This is a genomic window from Streptomyces scabiei 87.22, assembly GCF_000091305.1.
GTDB lineage: Bacteria > Actinomycetota > Actinomycetes > Streptomycetales > Streptomycetaceae > Streptomyces > Streptomyces scabiei.
On record NC_013929.1, the window covers coordinates 5,251,960 to 5,265,042 of the forward strand.

Sequence of the window (13,083 nt, forward strand, 5' to 3'; positions counted from 1 at the left end):
CACAGGCACCGCTTATGGTGCCCTGACGGCTCGTGGGAAAAGCTGACCCCATACAAAAATGCGCACAGTCCGGTGCGCGACCAACGAACAGTCGACCGCCGACAAGGTGAAGCCGTGGATCGAGGAGAAAAGCTGTGAGCACCGAGAACGAGGGCACCCCGGTACCCCCGGCCCCGTCCGCACCTCCCGTGCCGGTGGACACTGCCGCTGCCTCCGCGCAGACCCCGGCGCACGAGCCGAGCGAGGCCCCGGCGGAGTCCCCCGCCGAGCCCGCGGGCGGAACGAGCGCCGACAACGCGCCGACGACCCAGCTCCCGCCGGTCCCGCCAACGGCCCCGGAGCCGGCTGCGACCGCGGTGCAGCCACAGGTGCCGCACGTGCCGCAGGCGGAGCGGCCGGTGGCGCCGCACCCGACGGCCGAGCAGCCGGTGATGCAGCACCCGACCGGACAGCATCCGACGGCGCAGTACCCGACCGCTCAGTACCCGACTGATCAGCAGCCGATGGCGCATCAGCCGCACCCGGAGCTGGTGTCCGCCGGGGCACCGGCGTACGCCGCGGCCCCCGGTCAGGGACACGGCATGGGCCAGGCGTCCGGCGGTGGTTACGGACACGCTCCCGGGGGAACCGGGTCCTCCGCGCCCGACGCCTCCTGGCCCCCTCCGGTACCGCCCGCGGTCCCGTCGTACGCGGACAACGGCGGTGGCGCGTACGCGGACACGGGCGCGGCCGGGGGAGCCGGTGGCACCGGCGGGCCCGGTGACGGCGGCTGGGGCTCCTCGTGGCAGCACACGCAGCAGCCGGCCCCCAAGCCGGCGGGCAGGAAGCGGGGCGGTCTGATCGCCGCGGTTCTCGTGGCCGCGCTGGTCGCGGGCGGTGTCGGCGGCGGCATCGGCTACACCCTGGCCGACCGCAACGACAACTCCACGGGTTCCACGACCGTTTCGGCCTCCCAGAACGGCGGGGACGTCAAGCGCGCCGCCGGTACGGTCGCCGCCGTGGCCTCCTCCGCGCTGCCGAGCACGGTGACCATCGAGGCGTCGAACAGCGACGGCGACGGCGGCACGGGCACCGGCTTCGTGTTCGACAGGGAAGGCCACATCGTCACCAACAACCACGTGGTGGCGGAGGCCGTCGACGGCGGCAAGGTGTCGGCCACTTTCCCGGACGGCAAGAAGTACGCCGCGGAGGTCGTCGGCCACGCGCAGGGCTACGACGTGGCGGTCATCAAGCTCAAGAACGCCCCGTCGAACCTGCAGCCCCTGACGCTCGGCGACTCCGACAAGGTCGCGGTGGGCGACTCGACGATCGCGATCGGCGCGCCCTTCGGCCTCTCCAACACGGTCACGACGGGCATCATCAGCGCCAAGAACCGTCCGGTGGCCTCCAGCGACGGTTCCTCCGGCAGCAAGGCCTCCTACATGAGCGCCCTGCAGACCGACGCGTCCATCAACCCCGGCAACTCCGGCGGCCCTCTCCTCGACGCCCGCGGCAACGTCATCGGCATCAACTCGGCCATCCAGTCCGCCAGCAGCGGCGGCAGCTTCGGCTCCGGCCAGGCGGGCTCCATCGGCCTCGGCTTCGCCATCCCGATCAACCAGGCCAAGAACGTGGCCCAGCAGCTGATCAGGACGGGCAAGCCGGTGTACCCGGTGATCGGCGCCTCGGTCTCCCTGGAGGAGGGCACGGGCGGAGCGAAGATCACCAACTCCGGTGGAGGGGGCTCCGAGTCCATCACCGCGAACGGTCCCGCCGACAAGGCCGGCCTCAAGCCCGGTGACGTCATCACCAAGCTCGACGACCACGTCATCGACAGCGGCCCCACCCTCATCGGCGAGATCTGGACCCACCGCCCCGGCGACAAGGTCACCCTCACGTACACCCGCGACGGCAAGACCCGCACGGCGGACGTCACCCTCGGCGAACGCGAGGGCGACAGCTGACCCACACCCCGACCGCGACACCCGCGCGCCCCGGCGCCGGAACACCCTTGATCGGCGGGGTGGTTCGGCCCCGGGGCGCGCGGGCGTGTGCGGCGCCCCCGGCACCGTGACCTCCCCGCCCCCTACTGCTGCCGGGGGCCCTTCACAGCCCTGAACTCCTCGCCGCCGTACAGCGACTCGTAGCGGATCTCGATCCGGAGCCGTTCGGTGACGAGGCGCCAGAACGGCTCGTGCGCGACCGGATCGAAGTCGTCCAGGACCAGCAGCGGCAGCTCCTTGCCGGTGAGCAGCGGCAGTCCTCGGGGCAGCGTGGAATGCCTGGGCTCCACCGACAGCCCGGCGGTGATCAGCCGGTGGCTCTCGTGGCCCCAGCCACCGATCTCGGCACCGTCCAGCCACACCGTGGTCCCGGTGACCAGGGCAGGGCCCAGACCTGCGTTGAGCACCTGGATGCCGGTGCGCCCGCCTTCGGCATTCTTCACCCGCCTGATCTGCAGGAGCGGCCGCACCGACTGACGGTTGTGGGCGCGAGTGCTCCTGGACTCGGTGAAACTCACCCACAGCGACGCCAGCGCTATGACGGTCGCCGACACCGAGATGACGATCTCCGGTTTCATGGCCCTCCCCCCATGGTTGTACCGGTCCGACGCGTCCCACGCGACAACCGAGAACCGGCCGAACCCCACGATCCCCCGCACCACCACCCCTCCCATGGACCAAACCCCCGAGCACCGCCCACGCCGGGTACGCTGTACCCGCTCCGCCCCAGGTGGGCCGGGCGAGGTGGGTTGCCCGAGCGGCCTAAGGGAACGGTCTTGAAAACCGTCGTGGCGCAAGTCACCGTGGGTTCAAATCCCACACCCACCGCGGTTGAACGGCCCCTGACCTGGGACTGAGGTCGGGGGCTCGTTCACGTTCAGGTACCGCAGAACACTTTGATTCCCCGTGGGTTCCCGCCAGATCGGGCACGTAAGGGGCACGAGAGTGAGGGGCAGAATGAACGAAGATGAGATGGCGCGAGCACTGACGCAGGGCCTGCATCAGTACCGGGAGGATCGTAGAGCTGAGGAACGCCGTCTCTACATCAAGCGCGGGTTGGTCTCTATCGGCGCTCTCTTGATCTTCTGCCTCGCTGTTTTGGGTAGCTTCGGCAAGCTTGGCTGAGGAAGCGTCGTCCCTATCCTCACCCACCACCTGCCCGAGCTCCCATCCCGTCTGCCGTCGACCCACACACCGTGGAGCGGGCGTGGTTCAGGGCGTCAAGGTGGAGCGCGCCACTGTACGAACGACCTTGACGCCCTGGGCCGCGTCTGCTCGGCTCTGCCTGGGTCGACGGCAGACGGGATGGGAGCCCCCGCACCAGCCACGCACGGCCAGCACCCGCGCACCGGGCCCCCTGCCATCTCGGAGCCTGAGCGCCCCCGCCGGAGGCACGTCTTTGGCCGAGGGGGGCCCTCAGCTTGGGAAGCTGCGGGCATTCGCGGGCGATTCGGTCGCTGGCCTGGGCGAACGGTCGAGGCAAGAGCTCCGCGGGCCCGGCTGCCTTCACCGTGATTCCCCGCTGTTCCCCGCCCAAGTAACTGCCTGCCGCCGAGGCCGTCTGCCTCTCCTCCGGTGCTGCGAACATCAGGTTGGGCAGCGTGGGTGCTTCAACGGTGAGAACGTTCCTGACCTGCTGTGGAGCGGCGGCGACGCTCGATAAGTCGCATGATCTTTCATTGACGGTAGCACTCAGTACTACCGTTTCGCCGATGTGCCTGCAGAAAGCTGCTTCTGTCTATATCGTGCCTTGGTATGAGGCACGTTGAAGAAGAGTTCGCGGGCACGCCGTATCTAATCGCGTCGGACACTTACTCCCTGACGCGGTTTTCGACCGTACAGGAGAAAGCGGTCCGGTCGAGAGAAAAGTCCATCGCCGTTCAATCGAGAATTGCCACCGAGGGTCAAGAGCTATTCGAGCCTTATCAGCGGGCCATCCGGAGTCGCCTCGTTGCGGAAAGCAACCGCATTGAGGGATATGAATGGTCGCACTCTCAAGTTACTGAAGTGGCGCTAATGTATAAAGAACTCCTCCAAGCGCCTATTGGCTCTCTCATGCAAGCCGTGCGACAGGATCCGCGCGTATATCAAGCATTGGGTCTTTACAAGGCGCATGAGGTCGCCGATGAATGGGCAAGAGCGTCGGCTCGTCCTCACGAGTATGAGATTCGATCTCTGCATGCTCTGATCGCAAGCGGAGAGCCTTATGCGGGGAAATACAAGGCTCAGGGGAATGAAATTGGGGGGACATCTCTTCGTACCGCCGCCCCTTGGGACGTCGGACTAAAGATGCGCGAGTTGTCCGACTGGTGGCAGGATTGCTCGGTTAATCCGGCACTTGAGGCCACCATCATTCATGCCTGGCTCACGCATATCCACCCCTTTGAGGATGGCAATGGCAGGATGGCTCGAATTCTTGCCAATCTGGCGCTAGCTCGTAATGGATTCCCGCCGTTGCTCGTGCAATCCAGAGTTGACCGAGGTCAATACTATGACGTGCTTGCAGAAAGTGACGAAGGGGATCTTCTGCCGCTCTATGACCTCTTTGTTAGCGTCTTGAATAGAACCGTTCGCATCATGTCTAAGCCTGACTATGTTCGGGACATTATCAAGGACAGACTTCTTACGACGTCTCAGAATAGGTACGGGTTGTGGAAAGCTCTCCCGGAAAGGTACTTCGGTGCACTTTCTAGTGAGCTGAAGGGGCGTGGATGGTCCCTACTTCTTCAGGGGTACCCGGATCTAGAATCCTTTGCGCTCCTAGAGGAAAAAGATTCGGAGGGGAATTCCTGGTTTGCGAAGGTTCTCGATCGAGATAGGGCTCCGCGTTGGCTACTCTGGTACGGATTTACGAGTCAAAGAATGCAAGACTTGAGTGGCGATGACCTCCGCTATCCGTCGATTTTTACATCTATTCGAGACGATGATCCCACTAGTATTCATCCGTACAGGCCGTTTCAAGCGGGTGGGACTTTCCCGGACGAGATCGTTCTCCGGCCCATGGAGAAAAGGCCGGTGCTTTTTCGGTCTGGTTATGAGGTTGATGAACTTGACCTGTCTACGGCAGCCCGATATATGGCGGATGCGCTCACTGTGTAGGTCGGTGGAGCGGCTTTGGGGTGGCGCTGCTTTGGCGCGAGTGATCATGGCCCCGTAAGCTTCCGGCGCGTCGGGCAGTCTGTGGACCTGCCCGGTAAAGCACGACGTTGGGGCCATGATCTTCGAGGCTCGCGCCAAAGTGGCCTCCGTAAAGCCGTGGAGCCGACCGCCCCAGCCACGATGTACCCCTTCTCTGGCATCAGACGGCTGCATACTTTGAGCGCGGCACGGGCGCTGGCCGGGCTGGAGCGGGGCGGAGACAGGAGCGCAGGCCCGGCCGGGGGCCGGGCCGCGCGCGGGGAGCGGAGCGAGCCGCCTTGAAAACCAGTAGAGAAAGTTGTAACTCAGTCGGTCTGGTGGGGTGTGTCCGGTCCCGGTAGATGCTTGACCGTTCGATCCCAGCTGATGGTTGACGGTGGCCGTGATCGGCTTTTCTGTGCACGTCGTTGCGGCGTGTGGCGGGAGGCCGGGATTGGCTCTGGTGGAGTTGTCGGTTGTCGAGCAGAGATACCGGGCTGTGCTGGCAGTGCTGGCGGGTGCGACGGTGACCGAGGTCGCCGCGTCGCTGGGGGTGTCGCGGCAGACGGTCAGCGGGTGGAAGTCCCGGTATGAAGCCGAGGGGCTGGCGGGGCTGGCGGACCGGTCACGCAGGCCGGCCTCGTGTCCGCATCAGGCATCCGCCGAGGTGGAGACGGCGGTGTGCGAGCTGCGGCGCAAGCACCCTCGCTGGGGTCCGCGGCGGATCGCTCATGCGCTGGAGCGGTCCGGGGCGGTGGCGCCGGTGCCGTCCCGGATGACCGTGTATCGGATCCTGGTCCGTCACGGTCTGGTGGAGCCGGGGGCGCGGCGCCGGAAGCGGTCGGATTACAAGCGCTGGCAGCGGGACCGTGCGATGCAGTTGTGGCAGATGGACATCGTCGGCGGCGTGATGCTCGTCGACACGGTGACCGGTGAGCTGACCGAGGCGAAGGTCGTGACCGGGGTGGATGACCATTCCCGGTTCTGTGTGATCGCTTCGGTGGTCGAGCGGGCGACCGGCCGGGCGGTCTGCTCGGCGTTCGCCGGGGCTCTGCAGAGGTTCGGGGTGCCGGAGGAGGTGCTGACCGACAACGGCAAGCAGTTCACCGACCGGTTCGGTCACGGTGGTGAGGTGCTGTTCGACCGGATCTGCCGGGAGAACGGGATCGCGCACCGCCTCACCCAGCCGGCCTCCCCGACCACGACGGGCGAGGTCGAGCGGTTCCATCAGACGCTGAGGCGTGAACTCCTCGACGACTGCGGCGCGTTCGAGAGCATCCAGGCAGCTCAGACGGCGCTGGACGCGTGGGTGCAGGAATACAACTGCCTGCGTCCGCATCAGGCGCTGGACATGCAGTCCCCGGGCGATCGGTTCACGCCGGTTCCCCAGGATGAGCGGGATGTGCTCGGGCTGCGCGTTCCTGGGGTGCTGGCGCTGGTGCCGCAGCAGCGGACTTCCTCTGGGGTGCCGGATCCGGTCGAAACGGCGTCGGCTCCTGCATCCCTTCCCGAGGTGGTGGTGCCGGTGGAGCCTGGTGGGCCGGTGGAGTTCGAGCGGGTGGTGCCTGCGAGTGGGAATCTGCAGGTCGCGGGCAAGCAGTTCTGGCTGGGGCCGTCCCGTTCGGGGCTGACGGTGACGTTCTGGGCGGACACTGCGGTGATCCATCTGCTGGTCGCGGGGGCGCGGATCAAGAGCGTGCGGTCGCACCTGTCCGTGGCGGATCTCGTGCAGCTTGCCGCCCGGGGAGGTCGCGCGGCGGGTCCGTCTCCACTGCCTGCCGGGGACGGGGCCGCGTTCGAGGTGGACCGGGTGGTGAACAACAGCGGGCTGGTGAACCTGGGCGGGCGCCAGGTGCTGGCTGCGGAGATCCTCGGCGGCCGCCAGGTCGGCATCCGGATCGACGAGGAGACGCTGTCGTTCTTCGATCCGTCGTCGCGGGAGCTGCTGCGGGTGCGGCCCAACCCGCTCACCAGCGAGAAGGTGCAGCGGTTGCACGGCCTGCGGCCCGCGGGCCCGCCGCCCCGGCCCCGGGTGGAGCCGGTCCGCGTGCAGCGGCGGGTCAGCGCGGTGGGCACGGTCATGGTCTGCCGCCAGACCGTCTCCCTCGGCCGCCCCTACGCAGGTCGGACGGTGACCGTGCACGTGTCGGACACAACGATCACCGTCGAACTGGACGGGCAGATCCGGGTCATCCGGCGCACGACCGACGTCCCGGTCCGTAACGTGAAAGCGAACAAGCCCCACGGGGCTTCCCAAGTTGTCTAGGCCCACCGTCAAACAACAGCTGGGACCAGAACGTCAGGCATCAGCTGGGATCCGACACGGACTGCTGTGACTGTCCGCCCTCGGCCGATGCTTGACCGGCTGGCTGCACCTGGTGGGCTTCGTGGCCTGCGGCGCGGAACTCATCCAGAAGCTCGAAGAACAACTCCATGGCAGGCACGTCGGTCTGCTCTGCCTTGCGCTCGATTTCGACCGCCCACCCCAGTGAGCTGGGGTACGTCATTCCCAGGCGACGCCAAAGCCACTGAGCGAACGGCCCCAGACTCCTCGGCTGAAGGTCGCAGTCCTCGTCGATGCCGTGGACGCCAAGGGCCGCTGTGTAGCCGATCAGTATGGACTCCAGGTGCAGGAGCGACCGGCCTCGCACCCACATGCCAGGACGCAACCTGACTTCGTCCAGGAAGTCGTACAGATCTGTCAGCTCGTGCAGCTGTCTGGGCCTCCGTGTGGGCTTCCCCGTGTCTGTCATGGGGTCACGCTAATGGAGGGCGTCACCGCTGATGGCTGTCGTGGCGCGGCTTGAAGTCGTATGCGCAGGAAGGCAGTTCGGTGACTTGGCGGTGTGCGAGGGGCAGGAAGATCACTGGCCGGATCGTCCAGGTGATGCGGGTCGAGTCGATGGTGACCGACACGGTGCAGGGTTCGGAGCGCAGGAGGGCTCGGCGTGTGTCTATGCGGCCGTCGTACAGCCATTGCCATGCCTGTTCGGATGCTTCCGGGTCGAATGCCGGTGAGATGGTGCGGAGTGCGACGGCAACCCATCGGTCGGCCTGGGGTGCGGTGTAGGCGTCGAAGGATGCTCGGAGTGTCAACGGGCCCTTGTCGGTGAGGTCTTCGGTCCAGCACTCGCACCAGTAGCCCCGGCGGGCTCCGTCCTTCAGCACAGGGGGTCTCCCGGTCGGGTGCCGGTGAACAGTTCCGCGGTGACTGTGTAGCCGCCCTCGCTGCCGTGGACGACGACCCGGTGGGCGAGTGCGGTGACCATGCCCAGGCCGCGGCCATGTTCGGCCTGGTCGTCCTGGTGCTCGGCCTTGGGGGCCGTGCCGGTTCCTCCGCTGTCCGTCACCGACAGGGCGATCACCTGCCGGGTGACCGCGAGGGCCAGGTGGAAGCTGCCGGATTCCGTGCCGCTGGCCGTGTGGAGGATCGCGTTCGCGCTCAGCTCGCTCACGATCAGTTCGGCGTCGTCGGCCAGGGGTGATCCGCGCAGGATGTCGCGGGTCCAGCGGCGGGCCCGGCTCACCTCTTCCGGAAATCCTGGGCAAGTGATTCCCCAGACCCGGGCGGTGCTCGTATACTCGTGCATACAAGTTCCTTCGTGCTGGTAGGCCGCCATGTGCAGCGGGTTCGGGCTAGACGAGTTTCACGCCGTCGTGGGCGCGGATGGCCGGCGGGGATGTCGCGTCGAGTGCGTCCAGGACGCGGATCGCGTATGCCTCGTCGGCAAGCTCGGTGACTTCTTCGCGGGTGGCCCAGCGCAGTGCGCGGGTCTCGTCGCCGGTGGTGGGCGTGCCGTCGGCCGCCTCGCAGCGGAAGACCAGCGAGACGATCAGGCCTGTCATGTTCTTGTAGACGCCGGTCAGGGTCGCGGGAAGTGCGATCTTGATTCCGGTCTCTTCGAGTACTTCGCGCTGGAGGGCTTCGGGGAGGGTTTCCTCGCGTTCGAGGACTCCGCCCGGGGGTTCCCACTTGCCGTTGTCACGGCGTTTGATCAAGAGGGCCCGGCCCTGGTCGTCGACGATTACTCCGGCGACGCTCACGGAGTGCGGACGGTCAGTGCTCACGTTCCTCGGCCCTCTCGGCTGGCTAGGCTCTCCACCGTAGCAACAACAATCGCCCACTCGTCTAGATATCTAAAGGAGTACACGTGCCCTCTCTTCCTTCCGGCTTCCTCGGTGATCTCGACCCCACGAGTGATCGTGCGGTCTTTCGGCAGATCGCCGACCAGTTGCGCGAGGCCATCGACCGCGGGCGGTTCAAGGAGGGTGAAAAACTGCCCTCGGAAGCCGAGCTTGTTGACCACTACGGGGTATCCCGGATGACGGTCCGCAACTCCTTCTCCGTCCTCCAGGGCGAAGGGCTCGTGCACGCCGAGCACGGCAAGGGCGTCTTCGTCCGGCCCCGGCCGCCCGTTCGGCGACTCGCCTCCGACCGGTTCGCCCGGCGCCACCGCGAGCAGGGCAAGGCGGCCTTCATCGTCGAAGCCAACGCCGCCGGCGGTCACCCCCAGGTCGACAGTCTTGAGGTGAAGGAAGAAAAGGCCAGTCAGGACGTCTCGACACGGCTCGGGTCCGTGCGGCGGGTGCTGGCTCGTCGGCGCCGGTATCTCCTCGACGGGCGGCCGGTCGAGTTCGCCACCTCGTATCTGCCGCTCGACATCGCGCGCGGTACGCCGATCGCTGAGCCGAACCCCGGGCCCGGCGGGATCTACGCCCGGCTTGAGGAGCTGGGGCATCGTCTCGACCACTTCGAGGAGGAGATTCGTGCGCGGATGCCTTCGCCCGCCGAGGTGAAGACGCTTCGGCTGGCCTCCGGTGTGCCGGTGATCCACCTGATCCGTACCGCCTTCGATGCCGAAGGGCGGGCCGTGGAGGTCTGTGACACGGTCATGGCGGCGGACGCTTACGTGCTGTCGTATCAGCTTCCGGCGACGTGATGAGGTGATTTGCGGTGGTGCGCGGGGGACGCTTCTCCGACTCGTACACCCCAACAGGCATACTCGTATAGACGAGTGGGCAAGTGGTGTGGCAGGGTGGTCCGCATGAGCCCGGAGATCGGGTTCGTAGACCGCATCATGTATAGACGAGTAGATGTGTGAACTGCCTTGCGCACCATTCGTGTTGAGACCTCGGCCGCCACGATCCTGCTGACCGAGGCTCCTGAGCCCAAGGTCCGGGACCGGCAGACGGGCGAGATCGCCAAGGACGCCGTCAGCGGGGAAGCGCTGATGACGATCGGCGTCGTCTACATCGAGGACGGGGAGTCGTCGCTGTTCAAGGTCACCGTGCCGGAGGGCGGTGTGGCCGAGGGGCTGACGCTGGGGGCGCCGGTCTCGCTGCCGGGGCTTGTGGCACGGCCGTGGGAGTCGGTGTTCAACGGCCAGCAGCGGCACGGCATCGCCTTCCGCGCCGCCGCCGTGACTCCGGCCGCCTTCCCGGCCGCCATGGGGGCCACCGCCTGATGTCCGATCTGGTGACACTTCTGGAGGTGGGTGGTCCCCTCGCCGCACTCGGTGGCGGGGCCGCCTACACCCGGGCCAAGCACCCCCGCGTGTACTGGCCCACGGTCGGCCTGCCGATATCCACCGCCCGACTCCTTGGCTCCTACGGCTCGGTCATGGAGGCGTGCGGGCTGACCGTGGCGCCGTCCCGGCTGCGGGTCCTCGCCGTCAAGGCCACCACTCGGCGGGAGGTCCGGCCGGTACCGCCTCGGCGGGGCATCATCCGGCCCACCTCGACCGGGCTGCGGCTCCGCCTCCGGCTCGCTCCGGGCCAGGAACCGGCCGACGTCGCCGCCTCGGCCGAACGGCTGCGGCACGCCTGGGGCGTCCACGCCGTGTACGTGACGACGGTCAAGCCGGGCGTGGTCGAACTGCGGCTCGTCGGCTTCGACGTGCTGCGGAACGTGCGGATGCCGCGAAAGGCCACCGCCGAACTCCTCAAGGTGCCTGTGGCACTGAGGGAGGACGCGACCCCCTTCGTACGCGACTACCGCACCATTCCGCATCAGCTCACCCTCGGCGCCACGCTGTCTGGCAAGTCCATGTACCTGCGCCACCTCATCACCGGACTCGCCTGGCAACCCGTCGCCCTGGTCGGCATCGACTGCAAGCGCGGTGTGGAGCTGGCGCCGTTCGCCTCCCGGCTCTCCGCCCTCGCCACCGACCCCGACGAAGCCGCCGAGCTGCTGCCCGTGCTCATCAAGGAAATGGAGGACCGCTACGACCTGATCAAGGCCCGGCAGGGCATCGCCCCCGGCACCCCCGACGAGGAGATCACCTCCGACATCTGGGGCCTGCCCGACAGCGAACGCCCGGTGCCGATCGTGCTGTTCGTCGATGAGGTGGCCGAACTCTTCCTCGTCGCCACGAAGAAGGACGAGGAACGCCGGGACGAGATGGTCACCCAGCTCATCCGGCTCGCCCAGCTCGGCCGCGCCGCCGGCATCTATCTGGAGGTGTGCGGGCAGCGCTTCGGCGCCGAGCTGGGCAAGGGCGCCACCATGCTCCGGGCCCAGCTCACCGGCCGGGTCTGCCACCGCGTCAACGACGAAGCCTCCGCAAAGATGGCCCTCGGCGACATCGCCCCCGAAGCCGTATCCGCCGCCTGCGCCATCGCTCCCGAACTGCCCGGCCTAGCCGTGGCCGGTGACACCTCCGGCGGCTGGTCCCGCATCCGCACCCCGTACCTGTCCCTCGGCGCCGCCGCCGAGATCTGCCGGGACACGTCCCACCTGGTGCCCGACCTGCCCGCGCTCAAGCCCTTCCGGCCCGACACCCCCGTACGGCCCGTGGAGTCCTCGGCCCCGGCGGTGCAGCCGCATCCGGTGACCGACTGACCTTCGCCCACCCCTTACCCCGGTCGGCGTGACCGCCTCGCGCCAACTCCCTACCCCTGCCATGCCTGAATCCGAAGAGGAGCCGCTCATGCGCGCCCAACTGGCCCGTGTCGACGCGGTGCTCGTCCAGGCACTCATCGCCGCCGCGCTGTCCTTCGCCCACCTGCACGACATCGCCTCGGCGGCCGGACAGGACGGCTGGAAGGCGTGGGCCTACCCGGTCTCGGTCGACCTGCTGCTCGTCGCCGCCTGGCGCCGACTGCGCTCGGGTGAGGCGAAAGCGGCCGGGTGGTGCTGGTTCGTCATCGCCCTCGCCGCCTCCCTCGGAGCGAACGTCGCCACCGCCGGCCTCCTCGACCTCAACAACGTCCCGGCCTGGCTACGCATCCTCGTCGCGGGCTGGCCCGCCGTCGCCTTCCTCGGCGGAACCCTCCTCGCCCACACCACCCCCGCCACAACCGACCAAGACCACAAGGGCCCCGAGGACACGGACGACACCGTGGACCAGGAGCACGCGCCCGAACTCGCCCCCGAGGAACCGCCGCCGACACCATCGGCCATCGAGCCATCGCCACCCGAGCGGCCCGCTGTCCCCGTCCCGGCCGCCCTCGTCGAACACGCCCGCAAGGTCGCCGCCGAACACCACAACCGCACCGGCGCCCCGATCGACACCCCCACCCTCCGCGCCCGCCTCGGCGTCCCCGCGCCCATGGCCGAAGCCATCGCCGCCCACCTCACCTGACAGACGAGGAGACCAACACCATGCGCCCCTTTATCCAGTCGGCCCTGGAGCGCTCCGCCGAGCTGACCCGCGACAACCGGCTCGTCGACGCCGTGGCCCTCGCCGAAGCCGCAATCAAGCGGGCCACCCCCAACGAACACCGAGAGATCGAGCAGTGGCTCACCGACCACGCCCACGACTTCACAGGAGAGGACGACCTCTGATGTCCCGCCGCTTCCGCAACGTCACCCGCATCGGCCCCGTCCAGGTCGCCACCTCCTACGACGGCCGGGGCCGCGAGAAGCACACCGCCGCCTGCACGGCCCCGCGCTGCGGCTTCTCCGCCGACTACGACAGCCGCGCCGCCGCCGAGCTGGCCGCCCGCACCCACCGCTGCCCCGTCCGCTGATCCTCCGAAGGGA

General features: G+C 67.7%; 15 protein-coding genes and 1 tRNA gene. 11 read left to right on the top strand and 5 right to left on the bottom strand.

Annotation, left to right across the window (positions count from 1 at the left end):
* Positions 1-134: 134 nt before the first annotated feature.
* Positions 135-1,943 (top strand): S1C family serine protease, encoded by a 1,809-nt coding sequence (locus SCAB_RS22245; RefSeq protein ID WP_013002328.1) that lies wholly within the window; start codon positions 135-137, stop codon positions 1,941-1,943.
* 122 nt (positions 1,944-2,065) lie between these two features.
* On the opposite strand, the gene SCAB_RS22250 is transcribed toward SCAB_RS22245, so the two are convergent.
* Positions 2,066-2,560, bottom strand: coding sequence for a hypothetical protein (locus tag SCAB_RS22250; RefSeq protein WP_060878736.1), 495 nt, complete (start codon positions 2,558-2,560; stop codon positions 2,066-2,068).
* 165 nt (positions 2,561-2,725) lie between these two features.
* On the opposite strand from SCAB_RS22250, the gene SCAB_RS22255 reads away from it, so the two are divergent.
* From SCAB_RS22255 to SCAB_RS22260, 4 genes are all read left to right on the top strand, one after another.
* Positions 2,726-2,810, top strand: a tRNA-Ser gene (locus SCAB_RS22255).
* A gap of 129 nt (positions 2,811-2,939) precedes the next feature.
* Positions 2,940-3,107, top strand: coding sequence for a hypothetical protein (locus SCAB_RS47395; protein ID WP_158512254.1), 168 nt, complete (start codon positions 2,940-2,942; stop codon positions 3,105-3,107).
* A gap of 630 nt (positions 3,108-3,737) precedes the next feature.
* Complete coding sequence (locus SCAB_RS45165) at positions 3,738-5,081, top strand: Fic family protein (RefSeq protein WP_078580169.1); 1,344 nt, start codon at positions 3,738-3,740, stop codon at positions 5,079-5,081.
* Positions 5,082-5,568: 487 nt separating this feature from the next.
* Positions 5,569-7,365 (top strand): IS481 family transposase, encoded by a 1,797-nt coding sequence (locus tag SCAB_RS22260; RefSeq protein ID WP_408054983.1) that lies wholly within the window; start codon positions 5,569-5,571, stop codon positions 7,363-7,365.
* Positions 7,366-7,405: 40 nt separating this feature from the next.
* On the opposite strand, the gene SCAB_RS22265 is transcribed toward SCAB_RS22260, so the two are convergent.
* From SCAB_RS22265 to SCAB_RS22280, 4 genes are read right to left on the bottom strand one after another with little or no spacing between them, the layout of a single operon-like run.
* Complete coding sequence (locus SCAB_RS22265; protein ID WP_013002331.1) at positions 7,406-7,852, bottom strand: hypothetical protein; 447 nt, start codon at positions 7,850-7,852, stop codon at positions 7,406-7,408.
* A 22-nt stretch (positions 7,853-7,874) separates the two neighbouring features.
* The gene (locus SCAB_RS22270) at positions 7,875-8,267 is read right to left on the bottom strand and encodes a hypothetical protein (protein ID WP_013002332.1); all 393 of its coding nucleotides are present in this window, start codon (positions 8,265-8,267) and stop codon (positions 7,875-7,877) included.
* Entirely contained in the window at positions 8,261-8,689 is a 429-nt protein-coding gene (locus SCAB_RS22275) for an ATP-binding protein (protein WP_013002333.1), read from the bottom strand. Before SCAB_RS22275 ends, SCAB_RS22270 begins: the two co-directional genes overlap by 7 nt.
* Positions 8,690-8,735: 46 nt before the next feature.
* Positions 8,736-9,143 carry an NUDIX hydrolase gene (locus SCAB_RS22280; protein WP_013002334.1) on the bottom strand — a complete coding sequence of 136 codons (408 nt, stop codon included), beginning with the start codon at positions 9,141-9,143 and terminating at the stop codon, positions 8,736-8,738.
* A 107-nt stretch (positions 9,144-9,250) separates the two neighbouring features.
* On the opposite strand from SCAB_RS22280, the gene SCAB_RS22285 reads away from it, so the two are divergent.
* The 6 genes from SCAB_RS22285 (at position 9,251) to SCAB_RS22310 (ending at position 13,070) form a co-directional block, all read left to right on the top strand.
* Positions 9,251-10,039 carry a GntR family transcriptional regulator gene (locus SCAB_RS22285; RefSeq protein WP_013002335.1) on the top strand — a complete coding sequence of 263 codons (789 nt, stop codon included), beginning with the start codon at positions 9,251-9,253 and terminating at the stop codon, positions 10,037-10,039.
* 168 nt (positions 10,040-10,207) lie between these two features.
* Complete coding sequence (locus SCAB_RS22290; protein ID WP_013002336.1) at positions 10,208-10,564, top strand: SCO3933 family regulatory protein; 357 nt, start codon at positions 10,208-10,210, stop codon at positions 10,562-10,564.
* Positions 10,564-11,940, top strand: coding sequence for an FtsK/SpoIIIE domain-containing protein (locus tag SCAB_RS22295; RefSeq protein WP_013002337.1), 1,377 nt, complete (start codon positions 10,564-10,566; stop codon positions 11,938-11,940). The genes SCAB_RS22290 and SCAB_RS22295 overlap by 1 nt, the downstream gene beginning before the upstream one ends.
* 88 nt (positions 11,941-12,028) lie before the next feature.
* On the top strand, positions 12,029-12,682 hold the full coding sequence (locus SCAB_RS22300; RefSeq protein ID WP_013002338.1) for a DUF2637 domain-containing protein: 654 nt from the start codon (positions 12,029-12,031) through the stop codon (positions 12,680-12,682).
* A 20-nt stretch (positions 12,683-12,702) separates the two neighbouring features.
* The gene (locus SCAB_RS22305) at positions 12,703-12,885 is read left to right on the top strand and encodes a hypothetical protein (RefSeq protein ID WP_013002339.1); all 183 of its coding nucleotides are present in this window, start codon (positions 12,703-12,705) and stop codon (positions 12,883-12,885) included.
* Complete coding sequence (locus SCAB_RS22310; RefSeq protein WP_013002340.1) at positions 12,885-13,070, top strand: mobile element transfer protein; 186 nt, start codon at positions 12,885-12,887, stop codon at positions 13,068-13,070. Before SCAB_RS22305 ends, SCAB_RS22310 begins: the two co-directional genes overlap by 1 nt.
* The last annotated feature ends 13 nt before the right edge of the window (positions 13,071-13,083 follow it).

Excerpts from the sequence above, each read along its gene's own strand:
- SCAB_RS22250 (WP_060878736.1), bottom strand. The coding sequence starts at position 2,560 with ATGAAACCGGAGATCGTCATCTCGGTGTCGGCGACCGTCATAGCGCTG.
- SCAB_RS47395 (WP_158512254.1), top strand. The coding sequence starts at position 2,940 with ATGAACGAAGATGAGATGGCGCGAGCACTGACGCAGGGCCTGCATCAG.
- SCAB_RS45165 (WP_078580169.1), top strand. The coding sequence starts at position 3,738 with ATGAGGCACGTTGAAGAAGAGTTCGCGGGCACGCCGTATCTAATCGCG.
- SCAB_RS22265 (WP_013002331.1), bottom strand. The coding sequence starts at position 7,852 with ATGACAGACACGGGGAAGCCCACACGGAGGCCCAGACAGCTGCACGAG.
- SCAB_RS22275 (WP_013002333.1), bottom strand. The coding sequence starts at position 8,689 with ATGCACGAGTATACGAGCACCGCCCGGGTCTGGGGAATCACTTGCCCA.
- SCAB_RS22295 (WP_013002337.1), top strand. The coding sequence starts at position 10,564 with ATGTCCGATCTGGTGACACTTCTGGAGGTGGGTGGTCCCCTCGCCGCA.
- SCAB_RS22300 (WP_013002338.1), top strand. The coding sequence starts at position 12,029 with ATGCGCGCCCAACTGGCCCGTGTCGACGCGGTGCTCGTCCAGGCACTC.
- SCAB_RS22305 (WP_013002339.1), top strand. The coding sequence starts at position 12,703 with ATGCGCCCCTTTATCCAGTCGGCCCTGGAGCGCTCCGCCGAGCTGACC.
- SCAB_RS22310 (WP_013002340.1), top strand. The coding sequence starts at position 12,885 with ATGTCCCGCCGCTTCCGCAACGTCACCCGCATCGGCCCCGTCCAGGTC.